The sequence below is a fragment of the Paraburkholderia lebeckiae genome (genome assembly GCF_050436325.1).
Taxonomy (GTDB): Bacteria; Pseudomonadota; Gammaproteobacteria; order Burkholderiales; family Burkholderiaceae; genus Paraburkholderia; species Paraburkholderia tuberum.
The window spans coordinates 146,815-166,666 of the sequence record NZ_JBNDLZ010000002.1 but is presented as its reverse complement, the minus strand read 5'-3'; the positions used below and the strand labels follow the sequence as shown (position 1 = coordinate 166,666).

Here is a 19,852-nt window from a genome sequence, read left to right as displayed (position 1 = left end):
GTGTGTGCCTTCAACGCAGGCGGATCGTCGTGTTGACGCCATCGTTGACGGTGTCGTCGTCGAACCAGCGCGCGGTGACCGTCTTGGTCTGCGTGTAGAACTGCACGACCTGCTTGCCGTAGGGACCGAGATCGCCAAGCTTCGAGCCGCGCGAACCGGTGAAGCTGAAAAACGGCACCGGCACCGGGATAGGAATATTGATGCCGACCTGGCCGATATCGATCTCGCTCTGGAACTTGCGCGCCGCCGCGCCGCTTTGCGTGAAGAGGCCGACGCCGTTGCCGAACGGGTTGGCGTTGACGAGCGCGATAGCATCGTCGAGCGTCGCGACGTTCAGCACCACGAGCACCGGCCCGAAGATTTCGGTGCGGTAGATTTCCATGTCGGCCGTCACGTCGGTGAACACCGTCGGGCCGATGAAGTTGCCCTGCTCGTAGCCGTGCACGTTCACATCGCGGCCGTCGAGCACGAGCGCCGCGCCCTCTTTCACGCCCGCGTCGATCAGACCGAGAATGCGCTGCTTCGCGGCGCGCGACACGACCGGCCCGACATCGGTGCCCGGCTCGTGACCCGCGTTGACCTTCAGCGTCTTCGCCTTCGCGACGAGCTCGGGCAGCCACTCGCGCGCGGCACCGACCAGCACCGCCACCGAGCTCGCCATGCAGCGTTGCCCAGCGGCGCCGAACGCGGCGCCGGCGAGCGCGTTGAGGGTCTGTTCGCGATTCGCGTCGGGCAGCACGACCGCGTGGTTCTTCGCGCCCATCATCGACTGCACTCGCTTGCCGTGTTCGCTGCCGAGGCGATACACATGCGTGCCGACCGCCGTCGAGCCGACGAACGAAATCGCCTTCACCAGTTCGTGCGTGCACAGCGCATCGACGACTTCCTTGCCGCCGTGCACGACGTTCAGCACTCCCTTCGGCACGCCGGCTTCGAGCGCCAGTTCGACGAGCTGCATCGTCGACAGCGGGTCCTGCTCGGATGGCTTCAGCACGAAGGTATTGCCGCACACGAGCGCCATCGGGAACATCCACAGCGGGATCATCGCGGGGAAATTGAACGGCGTGATGCCGACGCATACGCCGAGCGGCTGGCGCAGCGTGTAGGTGTCCACACCACCCGCGACGTTCTCGGCGAACTCCCCCTGCTGCAACGTGCCGATCGAACACGCGTGCTCGACGACTTCCAGACCGCGGAAGATGTCGCCCTCGGCATCGGGAATCGTCTTGCCTTGCTCGGCCGACAGCGTCTTCGCGATGCGCGGCATATGCTCGCGAATCAGCGCCTGGTACTTCAGCATGATGCGCATGCGCGCGCCGATCGGCGTGTCCTTCCACGTTTTGAACGCGGCGTGCGCGCTGCGCACCGCTGCGTCGACTTCCGCGACGGTCGCGAACGGCACGCGGGCGAGGACCGCCTGCGTGGCCGGGTTCACGATGTCGCGCCACTCGGTCGTCTTCGATTCGACGAACTCGCCGTTGATCAGCAGTTTGACGGTGGCCACGGCGCCGGCAACGTCGCGGCCGGTCTCGTTCGAAGCAAGGCTGCTCATGCTGAAACTCCTATGATTTAGAAAACAGTGCCCCGACGAGTCGAATCCGAAGCTCGAATTCAACGCGTGCGGTTCAAACCGGGGCGGCAAACCAGCAATGGCGAGGAATAAAGACAGTCACCGCAAGTCGGGAAAATCCTCTTCCCAATACTCGTCCGGCAGACGCGCGGGCTCGGCCGCGCGCTCCATTTCGCGGCGCCGCAATTCGACGCGGCGGATCTTGCCGGAGATCGTCTTCGGCAGTTCGCTGAATTGCAGACGGCGAATCCGCTTGTACGGCGCGAGTTTTTCGCGCGAGAACGCGAACACCGCGCGCGCGAGTTCGGGACCGGCTTCGTAGCCATGACGCACGGTGACGAACGCCTTCGGCACCGACAGACGCAACGCGTCCGCGCTCGGCACGACGGCCGCCTCGCCGATCGCCTCGTGTTCGATCAGCACGCTTTCGAGTTCGAACGGACTCAGGCGATAGTCGGACGACTTGAACACGTCGTCCGAGCGGCCGACGTACACGTAGGAGCCGTCGTCGCGGCGCAGCGCGACATCCGACGTGCGATAGAAGCCGTTGCGCATCGACTGCGCGGTGGCGTTGGCGTTGTTCGCGTAACCCGTCATCAGGCCGAGCGGCCGTTCGGCGAGCGGCAGCGCGATTTCGCCTTCGCCGACCGGTTGGTCGTCGGCGTCGAGCAGCTCGACCCGGTAGCCCGGCAGCGGACGCCCCATCGAGCCGGCCACGACCGGCTGGCCCGGCGAATTGCCGATCTGGCAGGTCGTTTCGGTCTGGCCGTAGCCATCGCGAATCGTAATGCCCCACGCGTGCCTGACGCGCTCGATGACCTCCGGATTCAGCGGCTCGCCAGCGCCGACGATTTCGCGCAGCTTCACCGGATAGTCGCCGAGCGGCTCCTGCACGAGCATGCGCCAGACGGTCGGCGGCGCGCACAGCGTGGTGACGTTGAAGCGCACAAGCGCGGCGAGTGTGTCTTTCGGCACGAAGCGCGGGACGTTGAACACGAACACGCAGGCCTGCGCGTTCCACGGCGCGAAGAAGCAGCTCCACGCGTGCTTGGCCCAGCCCGGCGAGCTGATGTTCCAATGGATGTCGCCGGGTTGCAGGCCGATCCAGTACATCGTCGACAGATGCCCGACCGGATAGCTCTGGTGCGTATGCTCGACCAGCTTCGGCTTCGATGTGGTGCCGGACGTGAAGTACAGCAACAGCGGATCGCTGGCGTGGGTGACACCGTCCGGCGTGAAATGCGGCCAAGCCTCGTACGCGGCGGCAACATCGATCCAGCCGTCGCGCGGCGCACCGACCGACAGGCGGGTGAGCGGCACGTCGAGTGCATCGAATTTGCCCAGCTCCGCGCTGTCGACCACGACGAACTTCGCGCCGCCGATCTGCACGCGGTCGCGCACGTCCTCGGCGGATAGCTGCGTGGTGGCGGGCAGCACGATCGCGCCGAGTTTCATCGCGGCGAGCATTACGTCCCATAACTCGACGCGGTTCGGCAGCATCAGCAGCACACGGTCGCCGCGGCCGACGCCCGCGCCGCGCAGAAAGTTCGCCATCCGTGACGAGCGCTCCGACATCTGCGCGTATGACAGACGCAGACCGTCGCTGGAAGGATCGTCGACGATCCACAGCGCGGGGTTGTCGTTGCCATGCGCGATCGCGTCGAAGTAGTCGAGCGCCCAGTTGAACTCGCCGAGCGCGGGCCACGCGAATTCGCGGTACGCGCGCTCGTAGTCGGTGCGATGGCGCACTAGCAGATCGCGCGCTTCGAGAAAGGCTTTCGCTGCTGTCATCGTCGTCTCCTGTCGACCAGAGTTAGCGCTTTAGCGCTTACTCCGGTCCCATGCAACGTAGTTGCGAATGGCGCGGGGCGCGCTCGGTTTTTTTTCGCCGCGGTGATCCAGGCGAGCATCCACGGCCAGGCTATTGTGCGCTCAAACGCCGCCCTCAAACATGGCGCGCGATCACCATCCGCTGCACTTCGCTCGTCCCTTCGTAAATCTGCGTAATCCGTGCATCCCGATAGTGGCGCTCGACCGCATAGTCCTCCAGATAGCCGTAGCCGCCATGAATCTGGATCGCGTTCGAACAGATCTCCTCCGCAAGCTCCGACGCAAAAAGCTTCGCCTGCGACGCCTCCGACAGACACGGCCGCCCCGCCGAGCGCAGCCGTGCCGCGTGATGCACGAGCAGGCGCGCGGCATTCAGGCGCGTCGCCATGTCGGCAAGCATGTTCGCGATCGTCTGGTGGTCTTTCAGCGGCTTGCCGAACTGCTCGCGCTCGTTCGCGTAGTGGCGCGCGGCGTCGAACGCGGCGCGCGCAATGCCGACTGCCTGCGCGGCGATGCCGATGCGCCCGCCTTCGAGATTCGACAGCGCGATGCGCAGACCCTCGCCCGCCTCGCCGAGCAGATTGGCCTCGGGCACCGCGCACTGATCGAGCGAGATCGGACAGGTGTCGGACGCGCGAATGCCGAGCTTGTGCTCCGGCCGGCCGACGTCGAAACCCGGCGTCGAGGTCGGCACGATGAAGGCGGACAGGCCGCGCTTACCGCGCTCGGGATCGGTGACCGCGAACACGATCGCGAGACCGGCGCGCGCGCCGTTGGTCACGAACTGCTTGCTGCCGTTCAGAATCCACTGCCCGTCGCGCCGCTCCGCGCGGGTGCGCAGATTGTTCGCCTCGGAGCCCGCCTGTGGCTCGGTCAGGCAGAATGCGCCGATCGTCCGGCCGCTGGCGAGCTCGCGCAGATAGCGGTCTTTCTGCGCGGCGCTGCCGAAGTTCAGGATCGGCGCGCAGCCGACCGAGTTGTGCACGCTCATCAGCGTCGCGCAGGCGGCGCAACCGGCCGCGATCTCTTCGAGCGCGAGCGCGTAGGCGACGTAATCGGTGTAGGAGCCGCCCCACTCGGCCGGCACCATCATGCCCAGAAAGCCGAGTTCGCCCATCTGCGCGACGACCTCGGCCGGCAGTTGCGCGTCGCGATCCCATTGCGCCGCGTGCGGCGCGAGACATTCGGTCGCGAAGTCGCGCGCGGCGTCGCGGATCATCCGTTGTTCGTCGGTGTAGAAGCTGTCCATGACTGCGTCCTCGTTGGTGCTGACGGCCGTGCTGGCGATCGCGGCGATGCGGCAAGTGTAGGCAAGCGGCCCGCGCCGTTCGATGCTCGCTCCGCTCATTCTTGCTGAGCGCTTTTGCCATACTGCTACCATGCATGTGCATGGGGCCTCGCCATTTCTGGGGCTTCATGAACTACGACCAAGCCCATGCTGAGCGCTTTTGCCAGAAAAACCGAATCCAGATGAAAAGCGACAAAGGCACGATCTCCGTCAGTCTCGTCGAGGAAACGCTCGCGCTCGCGACGGCGCGCGGCCTCGACGCGCGAGCGCTCGCCGAAGCGGCCGGCATTGCCGCGGCAATGCTCGCGTCGCCGAAAAGCCGCGTATCGTCGGCGCAATACGGCGCGCTGTGGGCCGGCATCGCACGCGCGCTCGACGACGAATTCTTCGGCCAGGACTCGCATCGGATGAAAAGCGGCAGCTTCATCGCGATGACGCAGATGGCGCTGGGCGCGCGCAACGGCGCGCAGGCGCTTGCGCGCGCGGTCGGCTTCATGCGGCTCGTGCTCGACGATCTCGGCGCGACGATCGACACCGACGCGCAGCGCGTGCGCCTGAAGTTCGTCGAGCGCGCGGGCACGCGCAAGCCGGCGATGTTCGCTTACGCGACGTATTTCATCCTCGTGTACGGGCTAGTGTGCTGGCTCGTCGGCCGGCGCATTCCGTTGCTCGAAGCGCGCTTTCGCTGCGCCGCGCCGCCGGCCGCGCACGAATACCGGCTGATGTTCTGCGAAGACATGTATTTCGACGAGCCCGAGTCGTCCGTCGATCTCCACCCTGCGTTTCTGGAACTGCCGGTGATCCAGACTTCACGCTCGGCGCGGCCGTTTCTGCGCGATGCGCCGGGCAGCTTCATCGTCAAGTACCGCAATCCGGGTTCGCTCGCCGCGCGCGTGCGCAAGACGCTGCGCGCGCTGCCGATGTCGGGCTGGCCCGCGGCCGATCAGATGGCCGCGCGCCTGCACGTCGCCGAGGCGACGATGCGGCGGCACCTGAAGCAGGAGGGCCACACGTATCAGTCGATCAAGGACGCGCTGCGGCGCGACATCGCGATCGCCGAACTGCAGCGCACGCAGCGCACCATCGCCGATATCGCCAACGCCGTCGGCTTCGCGGAGCCGAGCGCGTTTCATCGCGCGTTCCGCAAATGGACCGGCATGCGCCCGACCGACTACCGGCCGGCCCGGGCCGCGGGGCTCGATCTCACGCTACGCGCCGAATCGGACTAAGCTTTAAGCGGCAACAGGCCAGCCTTGATCGAGGGTATGGGCCCGCGCCGCCGGTTCGCACCGGCTGGCGCGACGGCCGTCAGCGATGAACACGACTCCGCGTCTCCCGCTCCGGCAGTCCGGTCCGCGCAAGCCGCTTATCCGCGGCGGCATCGTGGGCCGTTTGATGCGCGGCATCGCCGTGCTCGGCGTGCTATGCGCGTTCGGCTTCGCGACGCGCGAAGCGCTGGCGCCGCTGCAAGCGGCCAATGCGGCGAGCGCGGCGAACGTTGCCGCAGCGACCGCCGACAGCGTCGTCGTGATTCCGGTGAATGGCGCGATCGGACCGGCCACCGCCGATTTCATCGTGCGTGGTTTGCAGCGCGCGGCCAGCCAGCGCGCACAGCTCGCGGTCCTGCAACTCGATACGCCCGGCGGCCTCGATACGTCGATGCGGCAGATCATCAAGGCGATCCTCGCCTCGCCGGTGCCGGTCGCGACCTTCATCGCGCCGAGCGGCGCGCGCGCGGCCAGCGCCGGCACCTACATCGTCTACGCGAGCCATATCGCGGCGATGGCGCCGGGCACCAACCTCGGCGCCGCGACGCCGATCCAGATGGGCATCGGCGGCAACGAGCCGCCCGCCGGCGGCCCGCCGGTAACGCCAGCCACCCCGGGCACGCCAGGCACGTCGGGCACGCCGGGACTGCCGGACATGCGCACGCTGCCTCGCGGCGCGTCCGCGCCTGCGCCTGCGTCACCCGGCGCATCGTCCGAAGCCGCCAGCGCACTGCCGCTCGACACCCAATCGACCGAACTGCGCAAGCAGGTTCACGATGCCGCCGCCTACATCCGCGGCCTCGCGCAGATGCGCGGCCGCAACGCCGACTGGGCCGAGCGCGCGGTCCGCGAAGCGGTGAGCCTGTCCGATGAAGAAGCGCTCGCGCAGCACGTCGTCGATATCGTCGCGCGCGACGTGCCGGACCTGCTGCGCCAGCTGGACGGCCGCACGTACGTCACGAGCGCGGGCAGCGTCACGCTGCACACCGCGCATGCGCCGCTGATCACGCTCGAACCCGACTGGCGCAGCCGCTTTCTCGCCGTGATCACCGATCCGAGCGTCGCGCTGATTCTGCTGATGCTCGGCATGTATGGCCTGTTCTTCGAATTCGCGAATCCGGGCTTCGTGCTGCCCGGCGTAGTCGGCGCGATCAGCCTGCTGCTCGGCCTGTTCGCGATGCAGATGCTGCCCATCAGCTACGTCGGCCTCGGGCTGATCTTTCTCGGCATCGCCTTCCTGATCGGCGAGGCGTTCCTGCCGACCTTCGGCTCGCTCGGTTTCGGCGGCGTGGTCGCGTTCGTGGTCGGCTCAATGATGCTGATGGATACCGACGTGCCCGGCTACGGCATCCCGCTGCCGCTGATCGCCGCGGTCGTCGTGTTCAGCGTCGCGTTCGTGCTCGGCGTGTCGCGGCTCGCGCTGCGCGCGCGGCGGCGGCCGGTCGTGACGGGCTCGGAGGCGCTGATCGGCTGCGTCGGCGTGGTGCTGGACGGCGGCTTGCTGCCCGAACCCGAACACGCGGCGGGCGGCCCGCTCGCCGGCTGGGCGCGCGTGCACGGCGAGCGCTGGCGCGTCTCGAGCGCCACGCCGGCCGCGCCGGGTCAGAGCGTGCGCGTGACGGCGCGCAACGGCCTCACACTGACCGTGGTGCCCGTAACGTCGGTCGACGCCTTACAAGGAGAACACTCATGATCGGCTTCACATTCGGCTTCGGCAGCATCCTGATCCTGCTCGTGGTCGCGCTGATTGCGTCGTCGGTGCGGATTTTTCGCGAGTACGAACGCGGCGTCGTGTTCATGCTCGGCCGCTTCTGGAAGGTCAAGGGGCCCGGGCTCGTATTGATCATTCCGATCGTGCAGCAGGCGGTGCGCATGGATTTGCGCACCATCGTGTTCGACGTGCCGACGCAAGACGTGATCACGCGCGACAACGTGTCGGTCAAGGTCAACGCGGTCGTGTATTTCCGCGTCGTCGATCCGGAGAAGGCGGTGATCCAGGTCGCGCGTTACTTCGAGGCGACCAGCCAGCTGGCGCAGACGACGCTGCGCGCGGTGCTCGGCAAGCACGACCTCGACCAGCTGCTGTCGGAGCGCGAGCAGCTGAACACCGACATCCAGAAAGTGCTCGACTCGCAAACCGACGCGTGGGGCATCAAGGTATCGATCGTCGAGATCAAGCACGTCGATATCAATGAAACGATGATCCGCGCGATTGCGCGTCAGGCCGAAGCCGAGCGCGAACGGCGCGCGAAGGTGATTCACGCGGAAGGCGAGTTGCAGGCATCGAAGCAGTTGCTGGAGGCGGCCCAGACGCTCGCGCGGCAACCGCAGGCGATGCAGTTGCGCTATCTGCAGACGCTGGTGACGATCGCCGCCGACAAGAACTCGACGATCGTGTTCCCGCTGCCGATCGACCTGTTGAGCTCGGTGATGGAACGGTTCAACAAGCCTTCGGCGTGATAGGACGATATTTTGTCAGGACACCCATTTGGCACGGACTAGCGTCGAAGTTTTCAGCAAACCCGCCCGCTTCCGCGTTGCTTGCGCTCACGTGGGGAACGAGGCTCGCGGCGGGTTCGATCTGCCGGCAGAAATGATGCGCTGCGTTCTACCGCCTTACCCGGCGCGCACCGATAAACCATATTGCCCGGCTGTTTTTTCCGCTCCGCAGGAGCCCGCCATGACTCTGTTTTCCCGCATTGGACTCGGCGCGCTGTTGGCCGCCGTGAGTATCAGCACCGTCTACGCGCAAGCGGTGACGCAGCCCGCCGACCCGTCGGCGCCGAAAACGCGCGCCCAGGTCCGCGCTGACCTCGTGGAATGGCTCGCCGCCGGCTACGATCCGTTGGACTGGATCGACTATCCGGAGAACGCGCAGCGCGCGAGCCGCATCGTCGCGCAACACCGCGAGCAGCGGCAAGGCAACGCCCCGACGACCGTGCAGTAAAGCGGTCGCGGCTTGCATGGTCGCAGCCTGAATGCCGCCCGCCGCGGGCGGCAGGGCGCGGCTTGCGTCGCGGCAAGGTATCATCCCGTCCCGCCATTCTCGACGCAGCAGACCAGCCGCACACGGCCGGAACCCGCACCATGCCAATCTGGGTCGATGCCGACGCCTGCCCGGCCGTCGTCAAGGACATGCTTTATCGCGCGGCGCGCCGGACCGGCATGCCGCTGACGCTGGTCGCCAATGCGTTCCTGCGCGTGCCGCCGTCGCCGCTGATCCGCGCGATTCAGGTGCCGTCCGGCTTCGACGCCGCCGATCAGTTGATCGTCGAGCGCGTCGTCGCGGGCGACCTCGTGATCACCGCCGACATCCCGCTCGCCGCCGCCGTGCTGGCAAAAAATGCCCACGCGCTCGATCCGCTCGGCAACTGGTACACGCCCGGCACGATCGAAGAACGGCTGCGCATGCGCTCGATGCTCGACCAGTTGCGCGCCAGCGGCGTCGACACGGGCGGGCCGGCCGCCTTCAGCGCGCGCGATGGCAAGGCGTTTGCTGGCGAACTCGATCGCTGGCTCGCGCGTCAGGCGCCTCGCGGTGATGCGCAGGCGCCACAGTCGCACGGCAAACCGCCCGCCTGACGGGGCCGGGCGGCCTGCTGGCGCTGCCGCGGGCGCCGGGGCGCTGCCATTCGTGATTACAATTCCGCCGTAACCCCGCCGCGCGGCCTGCCTTGCCGCGCCGCGCTGTCACCGCCTCGATCACAAACAACACTGTCTGAACGACGAAAGAGAGAAAACCCGCCACATGGACTCGATCAAACGCTACTTCGGCTTCGACGCCGTCGACACTAACCTGCGCACCGAAGTGCTAGCCGGCGTGACCACTTTCCTGACGATGGCCTACATCATCTTCGTGAACCCGGCGATTCTCGGCGACGCCGGCATGCCGAAGAGCGCGGTGTTCGTCGCGACCTGCCTCGTGTCCGCGCTCGCGTCGCTGATCATGGGTCTGTACGCGAATTACCCGATCGCGCTCGCGCCCGGCATGGGCCTGAACGCGTACTTCGCGTACACGGTCGTCAAGGGCATGGGCTACACGTGGCAGGCCGCGCTCGGCGCGGTGTTCATCTCCGGGTGCCTGTTCCTGATCGTCACGCTGTTCCGCGTGCGCGAGGTGATCGTCAAGGGCATCCCGCATTCGATCCGCATCGCGATCACCGGCGGTATCGGTCTTTTTCTAGCGATCATTTCGCTGAAGTCGGCCGGCGTCGTGGTCGGCAATCCGGCCACGCTCGTCACGCTCGGCAATCTGCATGACGCGCACGTCGTGCTCGCCGCGATGGGCTTCTTCGGCATCGTGACGCTGGATCATATGCGTGTGCGCGGGGCGATCCTGATCGGTATCGTCGGCGTGACGATCCTGAGCTTTTTCTTTGGCGGCAACCAGTTTCACGGCATCGTGTCCGCGCCGCCGTCGATCGCGCCGACGCTGTTCCAGCTCGATATCCGCAGCGCGCTGTCGAGCGGCGTGCTGAACGTGGTGCTGGTGTTCTTCCTCGTCGAGCTGTTCGATGCGACCGGCACGCTGATGGGCGTCGCGAACCGCGCGGGGCTGCTGGTGGAAGGCAAGATGCATCGGCTGAACCGCGCGCTGCTCGCGGACAGCACCGCGATTCTCGCCGGCTCGATGCTCGGTACTTCGTCGACGACCGCGTATATCGAAAGCGCGTCGGGCGTGCAGGCCGGCGGCCGTACCGGCATGACCGCGATCACGGTCGCCGTGCTGTTCGTCGCGGCGCTGTTTTTCGCGCCGCTCGCCGAAGTGGTGCCGCCGTATGCAACCGCGCCCGCGCTGCTGTACGTGTCGTGCCTGATGCTGCGCGAACTGGTCGACCTGCCGTGGGACGACGCGACCGAGGTCGTGCCGGCCGCGCTGACCGCACTGCTGATGCCGTTCACCTACTCGATCGCGAACGGCGTGGCGTTCGGTTTCATCTCGTACGCGGGACTCAAGCTGCTGACGGGCCAGGCGCGCCAGGTGAAGCTGGTCGTGTGGATCATCGCGGCGATTTTCCTGTTCCGGTATTTCTATCTCGGCAGCGAGTGAGGAGGTCGCGCCGTCGGGGGGGCGAATGTGTCGTCGGGTTCGGGGACCGTTTATCATCCGATGTTTCGAATGACGCTCGACCGCGATCGACCGGGTCGCGACCGATCCGGTCGCAGCGGCACGGGTCGCCCCCCCAGGAGCCTCGATGTCCTCATATAACCGCACGACGGACCGCTACACGAAGCCCGCGATTTTCTTCCACTGGATGATTTTTCTGCTGGTCGCGCTGGCCTATCTGGCCATCGAAATCCGCGGCCCGCGCGGCTCCGACAGCCGCGCGTTCTGGACCGGCGTGCATTTGTGGGCCGGCACGCTGGTGCTCGGACTGGCCGTGTTGCGGCTGCTGTGGAGATTGTGGGCCGGCGCGCCGGAGGAGCTCGAAAGCAATCGGCTGCTCGCTTTTTTCGGGCGCTCCGCGCACCTCGCGCTCTATGTGTTCATCTTCGCGCAGCCGCTGCTCGGCATGCTGATGGTCAATGCGGGCGGGCGGCCGGTGTCGCTCGCATGGACGGACATCGGCTTCACGCTGGTGCGTGCGGATTCGATCGCGCGGCCGCTGTTGAAGGACGCGCACGAGTGGCTCGGCAACTTGTTCTATTGGGTGATCGGACTGCACGCGCTCGCGGCGATCGCGCACCATGTGGTGTTCAGGGATCGGGCGCTGCGGCGGATCATTTGAAAGCAATGGAGTTGGCTACGTGCCGCCGATGCATTGCACGCGGCCGCGGCTTACGCGCAGGCCAGCCAGTGGCAGCGACACCGGTGAATCCGAACTTCGCGCTTCGGCAGCAGTAGCGCTTGCCGAAGCTTCGGTACCGGTAGCCAGCCGATAACTTCAGATCGGTCAGTTACGCCAGTTCGCCTCGTAAAACCGCACGTAACCGCTTCTGAGCACGAGACACTGCGCGCGCGTTTCCGACAACAGCCGGCGCGTGGCGGCCTCGATGCGCGGCCGGTGCGCGTCGAACGCCACGATCATGTCCTCCAGCCGGGGCGACGCGGCGCCGAAGTGATCTTCGAGCGCTTCCGCGGTGATCATGCACTCCACCCTCTGCCCATCGACCATTGCCGGAAACGCCAAAGTAAGTTCGCGACCTGAATATTCAGGGGCTTCGTTCGGGAATTGGATCTGCATGGGAGTCACCTGGAAGAGTGCGCGCACGATGCGCTCGGGTAATGCACGCGCTGATTGATTGCTTGCTATCGCGTCCGCCGCTCGTTCCTCCTTGTCCCATGCAGCCGACGCGGGCCGTCGCCTCGACGCGGCATCGTCAGTTCGCGCCACGCGGAGGTGAATTGATTCACTTTAGACGAGTTCGGGCCACGTGCAAGATTTCCCCGATTTTTTCTTGAAGGCGCGACTGACGCGCCGATGTTGCGGCGCGGCATAAAGCGGTGTCCGATCCCGTGTAAAGTGTCGCGCACCTAGTCATTGACTTGCACGATGTCCGCCCCCACCCGCCCGCCTGTGGTTCGCGTCGAGCCGCTCGGCCAGAGCTTCGAAGCGCCCGATTCGCTGACGATTCTCGAAGCCGCCGCTTTCGCCAATCTGCGTTTGCCGCGTTCGTGCCGCAACGGCACGTGCCGAACATGCTTGTGCCGGATGACGTCTGGGCGTGTGCGCTACTCGATTGAATGGCCCGGCGTGAGCCGCGAGGAAAAGGCGGACGGTTATATCCTGCCGTGCGTGGCGGTCGCGGAAACCGACCTGGTGATCGAAGTGCCGGATGCGGTCGCGATACCGGCACGGTGAGCGGGAGCATGGGGGCCTGGCGCCGCGCTCGCCGACGCTCTCACGCGCTGTGTCTTATCGCGCGTTGCCCATCGCGCGGGCGATTTTCTTGTCCGTGTTGTACTGGCTCAGCGCATACACCGACCAGATGGCCGCCGGCACCCAGCCGATCACCGTGATTTGCAGAATCAGGCAGATGATGCCCGCAAACGGACGGCCGATCGTGAAAAACTGCAGCCACGGCAAAATGATGGCAAGCAAAAGACGCATTCGGTTTCCCTGTTCCTGTGATTACGGCAGCATGGGCGAGTCCGCGGGGGACGCATCTACCTCGTTGTTGAACTCATCGAGCGGCGCAAAACGCGGCACCTTGACACCTTCCTGCTCTACCAGCTCGAAAAACACCGTCGCTGGACGGGTCCAGATCGTACCATTGGCCGCCTTGTAGACGATCATCGTGACCGTCGGATCCGATTCGAGCGTGGCCTCGCAGACCAGTTCGTAAATGCCGCCTTTGTAGTGCCGGTAGCGCATGGTGTGTCTGTCCTTATTTGGGGCGTCATCGATGCACTTTCAAGCGCGGCGCGCCGGAGCTCAGCCGCCCTCTTTCATCTGCTTCAGGATCTTGTAGACGGTTGCGCGGCCCATCGTCAGCACTGCGGCCACGTAGTTCGCCGAGCTGCGGCCGCGAAACGCGCCCTGCGCGTGCAGCGCCTCGACGATTTCACGCTTGTGCTCGCGCGTCAGCGCATTGATGCCGATCTGCCGGTCACGCAGCCACGTGTGCAGATACGTGTTGATGCGGTCCTGCCAGTCGTCGCGGAACAGATCGTCGGCAGGCGCGTCCGTCATCGCGCCGCCCTTGATGAACAGATCGAGCGTCGAGCGCACATCCTCGAACACCGCGATGTTGAAGTTCACGCACAGGATGCCGGCGGGCTTGCCGTCGTCGTCGAACAGGATGTTGCTCACGCAGCGCATGCGGCGGCCGTCCCAGTTCAGCTTCTCGTAGGGACCGATGGTCTGGCCGCGCGCCGCGAAGTGAGCGTCGTCGAGCACCGACGGCGCGCCCACCTCGAGCCGCGACAGATTGTTCACCAGATACGCGATGGTCTGGTCGCGCAGATCGTGAATCACCACCTCGGCGCACGGATAGAGCAGCGCGGCGATGCCGTCGGCGATCGGCGCGTACCGCTTCAGCAGCAGGTCTTTGACAGGAGACACGTTCGGGTTGCGCATGGAAAAAACGCGAGGTTCGAAGGAGGCGGCGCGCGATAGCGGATGACGACGAGGCCAGATGCACGCAATGGATGCCGGCGCGCCCGCTCGGTCCGCAATTCAGGAAGTCGCCATTGTAGCGGCCTCGCGCTGGCGCCGCGAATCGATGCCGGACGGCTATTTTGTCTACCTCGCGAGCACATTTTTTTCGTGCGATAAACACTGATTCACCGACACCCAACCGAACGGAGCCAACCGATGGCCACACTCGAAGCGCTTCGCGCCGTGCTCGACGACAAGCGCACGCCGGAGATCATTCGCAACCACATCATCGATTCGCTGCAGTACGCGCTGCGCAACTATGGTCAGGTCTTCACGGCGAAGGAAGTCGAATGGCTGGCCGGCTGGGACGACGCGCGCCTGCCGCTGGTGGCCGCGCGCGAATTGCAGAAGCGCGTCGCCGAGACGTCGCGCTGACGAACGCGTTTCGGATAACGAGCCTCGCGCGCGCCACTCACGCGATTCGCGCGTCCGTCACCGGTCCCGCATCCGACACGACTTCGCCAACCGCCCGCGAAGCCCCGCCAGTCGGGCGTTCCGGTCGTGCGCTGAAGTTGGCACTATCCAATCAGCCCTATTTCAGGCATCATGTTGCAATTGTTGTACCTCGCACCCATATAGCACTGGCAGCACCAGGCAGTTTCAACCCGGCATCTCCGCACTACCCCCGACTGTTCGACCGCCCTCTATCTGCGATCCCGTCACTCCGGCAATGCGCCGCCCGCATTCGCCGTCGCGAGAAGTACACCGAGCGGTTCAGCATCATGCGTCCGGCGCCCGAATTGACGCGCGGCCTCAGCGTTTTTTCGGTCGAATCCGCGTTTTCGCGCGACCGCTCGGGCCATTGTCATTGAGCCCGCCGGGTCTAGCAGGCCTGTGCCAACCATTTTTATCGCGGCGCGCCCATCGGTGCTCCGCCGCCGGTCCGCGCCGTGACGCGTCAAAGGAGCGTCGCCGGGAAGCAGCGCCCCGCACGCGGCGCGTGGACCACGCAATACAGGACATGTTTCTCATGAATGCACCAGTCAGGACCTACAAGGGCTACGAAATTCACCCGCTCGTTTATCCGCGCCGCCCCGCGGGCGCGCAAGCGACCCGCAATCCGGGCGCCGGTTACGACGCTTCGGTGCGCATCTGCCGCGTCGGCGCCAATGCGGCGGCCGACGGCCGGGTATTTCGCCTGCAGTATCTGTTTCCGTTCGACGGCATGGGCAAGGCGCGCATCGCGTGCATGGCGCATGCGGAACGGCTGATCGACGGCCAGGTGAGTGGTCAGTCGGTCAGCGATCTTTGAGCGGCGTCATCGGCGCGTCACTCATGTCGCGCAGCGTGCTTTCGGGCGCCGCTGCTTTTCAAACGAATCCACAGTCGCGCCGCTCGCAATGCCCGCGGCCGATTTCCCCTTTATCCCATCGACCAGGAGTTATGCATGGCGAAAGAAGAACTGCTTGAACTTGACGGTATCGTCGACGAAGTACTTCCGGATAGCCGCTACCGCGTGACGCTCGACAACGGCGTCGTGGTCGGCGCCTATGCGTCCGGGCGCATGCGCAAGAACCATATCCGTATTCTCGCGGGCGATCGCGTGACGCTCGAATTGTCGGTCTACGACCTGACCAAGGGGCGGATCAATTTCCGCCACAAGGACGAGCGTTCGAGTGGCGGCGGTGCGCCACGCCAGGCGGCGCGGCGGAGGTAAGCAGGGGTCGCGGCGCCGCCCTGCGTATCTGCGATGTTGTGCAGGCGATGCGGGCAGCCCGCCCGAACCCATGCGAAAGCGCGAGGCCCGACTGACTCGCGCCATACCTTCCGACTCCGCGTTCTGCCTGAACGCGCTACGTCAGCCTCGCCGCCCTAGCGCGTGAACTAGACGTCTTCCCTGACATTCGGGATGCTCGCCAGCGCTTGCTCGACCGTCGTACGCCGCAACACGCGCGGCGTCTTGGTTGGAATCTGGCGGCACGCCGCTTCGGTGACCACGCACGTCGCAGCGCGTCTCGCTAAACCCCAAACACCGCTCCCCAATCCTCCCCGCCCGCGCTCTTGCGCACCTGCTCGACCACCCGCTCCTCCAGCTCCGACAGATGCTCGCGCATCGCGGTCACCGCAGCCTGCAGGTTGTCGGCATCGAGTGCGTCGATGATCCGCGCGTGCTCATCGGCGGAACAGCTCGAACCCTTCGACGGATCGAACAGCGCCTTGTACAACTCTGTCTTCGCGACGAGTTGCCCGACCAGTCCAAGCAACCCGGTGCCGCCCGCCAGCTCCGTCAGCAGTACGTGAAACTGGCCGGCCAGGCGCACGGATTCACCGATGGCGCCCGCGCGCAGCGCCTTTTCCTCGCCGTGCACGTACGCGCGCAAGCGCTGCTTGCGCTGTCCGCGCAGCTGGCTGACGTGCTCGGCCTGATCGCGTTGCCCGACGCCGCGCCGCTGCTGTGGATCGGTATCGCGGGCGCGGGGCTCGGCGGCGTGCTTTCGCTGACGCTCGTGACCGCGATGGATCATTCGACCGATCATCGCGTGGCCGGCCAGCTGGTCGCGTTCACGCAGGGCGTCGGCTTTATCGTCGCGGCGATTGCGCCGCTCCTGGCCGGCATCGTGCGCGACTGGAGCGGCGGATTCGTCGCCGCATGAATCATGCTCGCCGGCTGCATCGCCGCGATGATGGCGGTGACCTTGCTGTTTTCACCGCGCAGTTATTCGCGCTGGCTTTAAGGCTCCAAGGCTGCGGCCGCGACGAACGCGATGCCCCGCTTCGGTGCATCGGGCGCCCGCTGTCCCGCATGCCCCTCGCCGGTGCAGCGCGACCGACGTGGCCGCACCGTCTCTTTGGCGAACGATTCGCAGCCATCGCCCGCAAAAAACCCAATCGGCCCGCGCCATTCGCGCGCACCCACTCTCACGCACCTCGCCAAGCCCGTCGCACGAAGACTGGCATATCCATTGCTTTATTGATAGTCAGATGTCCCTTTCCCTGACTCCATGCTGCGTGTTCTTCTTGTCACCGACACCGACAAACCCATCGGCGATCTGCGCGACGCGCTCGCCTGTCTCGGCTGCGAAATGCTCTCCGGCACCGCGACGCCGCAGGCGCTGCATCGCGCGGTTCAGGACGAGCGGCCCGACGTCATCATCATCGATACGGAGTCGCCGTCGCGCGATACGCTCGAACAGCTCGCCGTGATGCACGCGACCGCGCCGCGCCCCGTACTGATGTTCAGCCACGACGCGAACCAGCAACTGATCCGCGAAGCGGTCAACGCGGGCGTCACCGCGTATCTGGTCGAAGGCCTCGCGAGCGAGCGGCTCGCGCCGATTCTCGAAGTCGCGCTCGCGCGTTTCGCGCAGGAGTCGCAATTGCGCGAGCGGCTCGCGCAGGCCGAAAACGAACTGGCCGAGCGCAAGCTGATCGATCGCGCGAAACGCCTGCTAATGGATCAGCAGAAACTCACCGAACCGGCCGCCTACGCGAGTCTGCGCAAACGCGCGATGAACCAGGGCGTCAAACTCGCCGAGGTCGCGCGCGAGGTCGTCGCGTCGGCCGGCACGCTCAAATGATGCGCTCATGAATCCAGCCACTTCCGTCACCGCGGCGGCCTTTGCCGAGCCGCCTGAAAAGACCCATCTGCGGCTCGGCTTCGTCGCGTTGTCCGACGCGGCGCCGCTGATCGCGGCGAAGCTGCTCGAGTTCGGCCATGCGCACGGGCTCACGCTCGAACTGTGCCGCCAGCCGTCGTGGGCCGCCGTGCGCGACAAGCTGCTAGCCGGCGATCTCGACGCCGCGCACGCGCTTTACGGGCTCGTGTATGGCGTGCAACTCGGCCTCGGCGGCCCGCGCACCGACATGGCCGTGCTGATGGTGCTGAACCGCAACGGCCAGGCGATCACGCTGTCGAATCGGCTCGCCGATGCGCTCGCGAAGCATGGGACATTGCGCGAGGCGCTCGCGACGCTCGGCCGAAAGCCCGTGTTCGCGCACACCTTCCCGACCGGCACGCACGCGATGTGGCTGTACTACTGGCTCGCCGCGCAAGGCGTCGATCCGTTGCGCGACGTCGACAGTGTCGCGATTCCGCCGCCGCAGATGGTCGCCGCGCTTGCCGAAGACCGGCTCGACGGTCTGTGCGTCGGCGAGCCGTGGAATGAAATGGCCGAGGCGCACGGCGTCGGCAAAACGATCGCTTATTCGAGCGAGGTGTGGCCCGAGCATCCCGAGAAAGTGCTCGCATGCCGACGCGATTTCGTCGATGCGCATCCGCGCACGACGCGCGCGCTCGTGCAGACCGTGCTCGAAGCGTGCCGCTGGCTCGACGGCGCCGGGCATCGCGACGAGATCGCCCGCTGGCTCGCGCGGCCCGACTACATCGGTATCGACGAGACGCTGATCGCGGCGCGGCTCGGCGACCACCTCGACACGGCAAACCCGCGCCGCCTGCCGATGCGTTTCTTCGACGACGGCGCGGTCAACTACCCGCATCCATTCGAAGGCGCGTGGTTCCTCACGCAGTTCGAGCGCTGGGGGATCATCGATGCGCGCAACGACTACGACGCGGTCGCCGCGCGCATCAACCAGACGCAGTTGTATCGCGAGGCCGCCGCGCGCGTGAACGTGCGGGTGACCGGCGAGGCCGTCACAAGGGAACTGATCGATGGCGCGGTGTGGGGAAGCGGCTCACCATCCGCCGCTTATGCGCGGCGTTTCGCGATCCGCCGCTGAGCGGACCGCACGCGAAAGCCCCGAGATCCGCTGCGCTGACTGCCCACGCACCGCCAACGGGAATCAGGTGGACAGTCGGCGTTGCCGCAGCTCAGAAGTTGTACTTGTCGATGTTGCTCGCATCGAACGTGGTCGGCGGCCCGAGAATGATTTCGCCTTGCGCGCCGATTGTGCGCTTGCCGAGCTTGCCGGCGTCGAACGTTTCGCCCTCCTTACCCGTGATCTTGCCCGACGCGAGCGACGCCGCCGCGTACGCGGCCAGATAGCCGAGCTCGCTCGGATCCCACAACTGGAACGCGGTCACGGTGCCGTTCTTCACGAACGCGCGCATCTGGTTCGGCGTGCCGAGGCCCGTCACCGCCACCTTGCCCTTGCTCGACGACGACGAGATATAGCGCGCCGCCGCCGCGATGCCGACCGTCGTCGGCGCAACGATCGCCTTCAGGTTCGGATACGCCTGCAGCAAGCCCTGGGTTTCGACGAAGGACTTCTGATCGTCGTCGTTGCCGTACGCGATCTTGACGAGCTTGATCTTCGAGTACTCCGGTTTCTTCAGTTCCTCCTGCATCCACTTGATCCACGTGTTCTGGTTCGTCGCGTTCGGCGTCGCCGACAGGATCGCGAACTCGCCCTCGCCGCCCATCAGCTTCGCGACCAGTTGCACCTGGCCGCGGCCGATGCCCTCCGCGTTCGCCTGATTGACGAACAGCTGGCGACCCTCGGGCGCGGTGTCGGAGTCGAACGTGACGACCTTGATGCCCTGGCCCATCGCCTTCTTCAGATACGGCACGACCGCGTTCGCATCGTTCGCGGCAATCACGATCGCATCCTGGTGCTGCGTGATCAGCGTGTTGATGTACGACACCTGCGACGACGCGCCCGCATCCGACGGCCCGACCGCCTTGCCCACGCCGCCGAATTCCTTGATCGCGGCGAGGCCGCCGTCGTCGGCGATCACCTCGTAGGGGTTGTTGATCTGCTTCGGCACGAACGCGATCTTCAGCCCGCTTTTCAATTCCGCGGCGAACGCGCCGCCGCAGCTGATCGCGAGTAACGCGGCGCAGAGCGCGGCCATGCCGGTGTGACGTAGAGGTTTGAACATGAAGTGTCTCCTGCG

23 protein-coding genes are annotated in these 19,852 nt (G+C 66.0%); 14 read left to right on the top strand and 9 right to left on the bottom strand.

From position 1 onward, the window contains the following. Window positions 1-10: 10 nt before the first annotated feature. From OKW44_RS03795 to OKW44_RS03785, 3 genes are all read right to left on the bottom strand, one after another. The gene (locus OKW44_RS03795; protein ID WP_018425396.1) at window positions 11-1,552 is read right to left on the bottom strand and encodes a CoA-acylating methylmalonate-semialdehyde dehydrogenase; all 1,542 of its coding nucleotides are present in this window, start codon (window positions 1,550-1,552) and stop codon (window positions 11-13) included. Window positions 1,553-1,669: 117 nt separating this feature from the next. Further along, window positions 1,670-3,361, bottom strand: a complete 1,692-nt coding sequence (locus tag OKW44_RS03790) for an AMP-binding protein (protein WP_018425397.1) — start codon at window positions 3,359-3,361, stop codon at window positions 1,670-1,672. Window positions 3,362-3,515: 154 nt separating this feature from the next. Then, window positions 3,516-4,649, bottom strand: coding sequence for an acyl-CoA dehydrogenase family protein (locus OKW44_RS03785; protein WP_026226686.1), 1,134 nt, complete (start codon window positions 4,647-4,649; stop codon window positions 3,516-3,518). 221 nt (window positions 4,650-4,870) lie between these two features. On the opposite strand from OKW44_RS03785, the gene OKW44_RS03780 reads away from it, so the two are divergent. From OKW44_RS03780 to OKW44_RS03750, 7 genes are all read left to right on the top strand, one after another. After that, window positions 4,871-5,917 (top strand): AraC family transcriptional regulator, encoded by a 1,047-nt coding sequence (locus OKW44_RS03780; protein ID WP_018425399.1) that lies wholly within the window; start codon window positions 4,871-4,873, stop codon window positions 5,915-5,917. Between the two features lie 85 nt (window positions 5,918-6,002). Further along, window positions 6,003-7,649, top strand: coding sequence for an NfeD family protein (locus OKW44_RS03775; RefSeq protein WP_018425400.1), 1,647 nt, complete (start codon window positions 6,003-6,005; stop codon window positions 7,647-7,649). Then, the gene (locus OKW44_RS03770; RefSeq protein ID WP_018425401.1) at window positions 7,646-8,416 is read left to right on the top strand and encodes a slipin family protein; all 771 of its coding nucleotides are present in this window, start codon (window positions 7,646-7,648) and stop codon (window positions 8,414-8,416) included. The genes OKW44_RS03775 and OKW44_RS03770 overlap by 4 nt, the downstream gene beginning before the upstream one ends. Before the next feature lie 220 nt (window positions 8,417-8,636). Continuing rightward, complete coding sequence (locus tag OKW44_RS03765; protein WP_018425402.1) at window positions 8,637-8,903, top strand: DUF4148 domain-containing protein; 267 nt, start codon at window positions 8,637-8,639, stop codon at window positions 8,901-8,903. Between the two features lie 140 nt (window positions 8,904-9,043). After that, window positions 9,044-9,538 (top strand): YaiI/YqxD family protein, encoded by a 495-nt coding sequence (locus tag OKW44_RS03760; protein WP_018425403.1) that lies wholly within the window; start codon window positions 9,044-9,046, stop codon window positions 9,536-9,538. A gap of 166 nt (window positions 9,539-9,704) precedes the next feature. Next, window positions 9,705-11,006 (top strand): NCS2 family permease, encoded by a 1,302-nt coding sequence (locus tag OKW44_RS03755; RefSeq protein WP_018425404.1) that lies wholly within the window; start codon window positions 9,705-9,707, stop codon window positions 11,004-11,006. A 145-nt stretch (window positions 11,007-11,151) separates the two neighbouring features. Further along, window positions 11,152-11,685 carry a cytochrome b gene (locus OKW44_RS03750; RefSeq protein ID WP_018425405.1) on the top strand — a complete coding sequence of 178 codons (534 nt, stop codon included), beginning with the start codon at window positions 11,152-11,154 and terminating at the stop codon, window positions 11,683-11,685. A 165-nt stretch (window positions 11,686-11,850) separates the two neighbouring features. Here OKW44_RS03750 and OKW44_RS03745 read toward each other — a convergent pair whose 3' ends face one another. After that, on the bottom strand, window positions 11,851-12,141 hold the full coding sequence (locus OKW44_RS03745) for a DUF1488 family protein (protein ID WP_026226687.1): 291 nt from the start codon (window positions 12,139-12,141) through the stop codon (window positions 11,851-11,853). Between the two features lie 309 nt (window positions 12,142-12,450). Between OKW44_RS03745 and OKW44_RS03740 the strand changes: the two genes are divergently transcribed. Further along, window positions 12,451-12,759: a 2Fe-2S iron-sulfur cluster-binding protein gene (locus OKW44_RS03740; RefSeq protein WP_026226688.1), complete on the top strand. Its 309-nt coding sequence runs from the start codon at window positions 12,451-12,453 to the stop codon at window positions 12,757-12,759. Between the two features lie 54 nt (window positions 12,760-12,813). Here the strand turns inward: OKW44_RS03740 and OKW44_RS03735 are convergent, their stop codons facing one another. Genes OKW44_RS03735 through OKW44_RS03725 form a run of 3 tightly spaced genes read right to left on the bottom strand, consistent with a single transcriptional unit; the run spans window position 12,814 to window position 13,977 of the window. Beyond that, entirely contained in the window at window positions 12,814-13,008 is a 195-nt protein-coding gene (locus tag OKW44_RS03735) for a YqaE/Pmp3 family membrane protein (RefSeq protein ID WP_018425408.1), read from the bottom strand. Window positions 13,009-13,029: 21 nt separating this feature from the next. Continuing rightward, window positions 13,030-13,272, bottom strand: coding sequence for a DUF1653 domain-containing protein (locus OKW44_RS03730; protein WP_018425409.1), 243 nt, complete (start codon window positions 13,270-13,272; stop codon window positions 13,030-13,032). A 60-nt stretch (window positions 13,273-13,332) separates the two neighbouring features. Then, on the bottom strand, window positions 13,333-13,977 hold the full coding sequence (locus OKW44_RS03725; protein WP_018425410.1) for a helix-turn-helix transcriptional regulator: 645 nt from the start codon (window positions 13,975-13,977) through the stop codon (window positions 13,333-13,335). 237 nt (window positions 13,978-14,214) lie between these two features. Between OKW44_RS03725 and OKW44_RS03720 the strand changes: the two genes are divergently transcribed. From OKW44_RS03720 to infA, 3 genes are all read left to right on the top strand, one after another. Further along, window positions 14,215-14,433 carry a hypothetical protein gene (locus OKW44_RS03720; protein WP_018425412.1) on the top strand — a complete coding sequence of 73 codons (219 nt, stop codon included), beginning with the start codon at window positions 14,215-14,217 and terminating at the stop codon, window positions 14,431-14,433. A gap of 595 nt (window positions 14,434-15,028) precedes the next feature. After that, entirely contained in the window at window positions 15,029-15,310 is a 282-nt protein-coding gene (locus OKW44_RS03715) for a hypothetical protein (RefSeq protein WP_026226689.1), read from the top strand. 135 nt (window positions 15,311-15,445) lie between these two features. After that, window positions 15,446-15,715 carry a translation initiation factor IF-1 gene (infA, locus tag OKW44_RS03710; protein WP_018425415.1) on the top strand — a complete coding sequence of 90 codons (270 nt, stop codon included), beginning with the start codon at window positions 15,446-15,448 and terminating at the stop codon, window positions 15,713-15,715. A 301-nt stretch (window positions 15,716-16,016) separates the two neighbouring features. Here infA and OKW44_RS03705 read toward each other — a convergent pair whose 3' ends face one another. Next, window positions 16,017-16,367, bottom strand: a complete 351-nt coding sequence (locus OKW44_RS03705; RefSeq protein WP_018425417.1) for an FCD domain-containing protein — start codon at window positions 16,365-16,367, stop codon at window positions 16,017-16,019. Here OKW44_RS03705 and OKW44_RS03700 point away from each other — a divergent pair. The 3 genes from OKW44_RS03700 to OKW44_RS03690 all read left to right on the top strand — a co-directional run bounded on the left by OKW44_RS03700 (window position 16,296) and on the right by OKW44_RS03690 (window position 18,735). Next, window positions 16,296-16,652: an MFS transporter gene (locus OKW44_RS03700; protein WP_239499311.1), complete on the top strand. Its 357-nt coding sequence runs from the start codon at window positions 16,296-16,298 to the stop codon at window positions 16,650-16,652. The genes OKW44_RS03705 and OKW44_RS03700 overlap by 72 nt on opposite strands. Before the next feature lie 348 nt (window positions 16,653-17,000). After that, the gene (locus OKW44_RS03695; protein ID WP_018425420.1) at window positions 17,001-17,576 is read left to right on the top strand and encodes an ANTAR domain-containing response regulator; all 576 of its coding nucleotides are present in this window, start codon (window positions 17,001-17,003) and stop codon (window positions 17,574-17,576) included. 7 nt (window positions 17,577-17,583) lie between these two features. Beyond that, complete coding sequence (locus OKW44_RS03690; protein WP_018425421.1) at window positions 17,584-18,735, top strand: CmpA/NrtA family ABC transporter substrate-binding protein; 1,152 nt, start codon at window positions 17,584-17,586, stop codon at window positions 18,733-18,735. A gap of 91 nt (window positions 18,736-18,826) precedes the next feature. Here OKW44_RS03690 and rhaS read toward each other — a convergent pair whose 3' ends face one another. Beyond that, window positions 18,827-19,837, bottom strand: a complete 1,011-nt coding sequence (rhaS, locus tag OKW44_RS03685) for a rhamnose ABC transporter substrate-binding protein (protein ID WP_026226690.1) — start codon at window positions 19,835-19,837, stop codon at window positions 18,827-18,829. Between the last annotated feature and the right edge of the window lie 15 nt (window positions 19,838-19,852).

Coding starts and splice junctions, on each gene's coding strand:
- OKW44_RS03795 (WP_018425396.1), bottom strand. CDS start 1,552: ATGAGCAGCCTTGCTTCGAACGAGACCGGCCGCGACGTTGCCGGCGCC.
- OKW44_RS03790 (WP_018425397.1), bottom strand. CDS start 3,361: ATGACAGCAGCGAAAGCCTTTCTCGAAGCGCGCGATCTGCTAGTGCGC.
- OKW44_RS03785 (WP_026226686.1), bottom strand. CDS start 4,649: ATGGACAGCTTCTACACCGACGAACAACGGATGATCCGCGACGCCGCG.
- OKW44_RS03780 (WP_018425399.1), top strand. CDS start 4,871: ATGAAAAGCGACAAAGGCACGATCTCCGTCAGTCTCGTCGAGGAAACG.
- OKW44_RS03775 (WP_018425400.1), top strand. CDS start 6,003: ATGAACACGACTCCGCGTCTCCCGCTCCGGCAGTCCGGTCCGCGCAAG.
- OKW44_RS03770 (WP_018425401.1), top strand. CDS start 7,646: ATGATCGGCTTCACATTCGGCTTCGGCAGCATCCTGATCCTGCTCGTG.
- OKW44_RS03765 (WP_018425402.1), top strand. CDS start 8,637: ATGACTCTGTTTTCCCGCATTGGACTCGGCGCGCTGTTGGCCGCCGTG.
- OKW44_RS03760 (WP_018425403.1), top strand. CDS start 9,044: ATGCCAATCTGGGTCGATGCCGACGCCTGCCCGGCCGTCGTCAAGGAC.
- OKW44_RS03755 (WP_018425404.1), top strand. CDS start 9,705: ATGGACTCGATCAAACGCTACTTCGGCTTCGACGCCGTCGACACTAAC.
- OKW44_RS03750 (WP_018425405.1), top strand. CDS start 11,152: ATGTCCTCATATAACCGCACGACGGACCGCTACACGAAGCCCGCGATT.
- OKW44_RS03745 (WP_026226687.1), bottom strand. CDS start 12,141: ATGCAGATCCAATTCCCGAACGAAGCCCCTGAATATTCAGGTCGCGAA.
- OKW44_RS03740 (WP_026226688.1), top strand. CDS start 12,451: ATGTCCGCCCCCACCCGCCCGCCTGTGGTTCGCGTCGAGCCGCTCGGC.
- OKW44_RS03735 (WP_018425408.1), bottom strand. CDS start 13,008: ATGCGTCTTTTGCTTGCCATCATTTTGCCGTGGCTGCAGTTTTTCACG.
- OKW44_RS03730 (WP_018425409.1), bottom strand. CDS start 13,272: ATGCGCTACCGGCACTACAAAGGCGGCATTTACGAACTGGTCTGCGAG.
- OKW44_RS03725 (WP_018425410.1), bottom strand. CDS start 13,977: ATGCGCAACCCGAACGTGTCTCCTGTCAAAGACCTGCTGCTGAAGCGG.
- OKW44_RS03720 (WP_018425412.1), top strand. CDS start 14,215: ATGGCCACACTCGAAGCGCTTCGCGCCGTGCTCGACGACAAGCGCACG.
- OKW44_RS03715 (WP_026226689.1), top strand. CDS start 15,029: ATGAATGCACCAGTCAGGACCTACAAGGGCTACGAAATTCACCCGCTC.
- infA (WP_018425415.1), top strand. CDS start 15,446: ATGGCGAAAGAAGAACTGCTTGAACTTGACGGTATCGTCGACGAAGTA.
- OKW44_RS03695 (WP_018425420.1), top strand. CDS start 17,001: ATGCTGCGTGTTCTTCTTGTCACCGACACCGACAAACCCATCGGCGAT.
- OKW44_RS03690 (WP_018425421.1), top strand. CDS start 17,584: ATGAATCCAGCCACTTCCGTCACCGCGGCGGCCTTTGCCGAGCCGCCT.
- rhaS (WP_026226690.1), bottom strand. CDS start 19,837: ATGTTCAAACCTCTACGTCACACCGGCATGGCCGCGCTCTGCGCCGCG.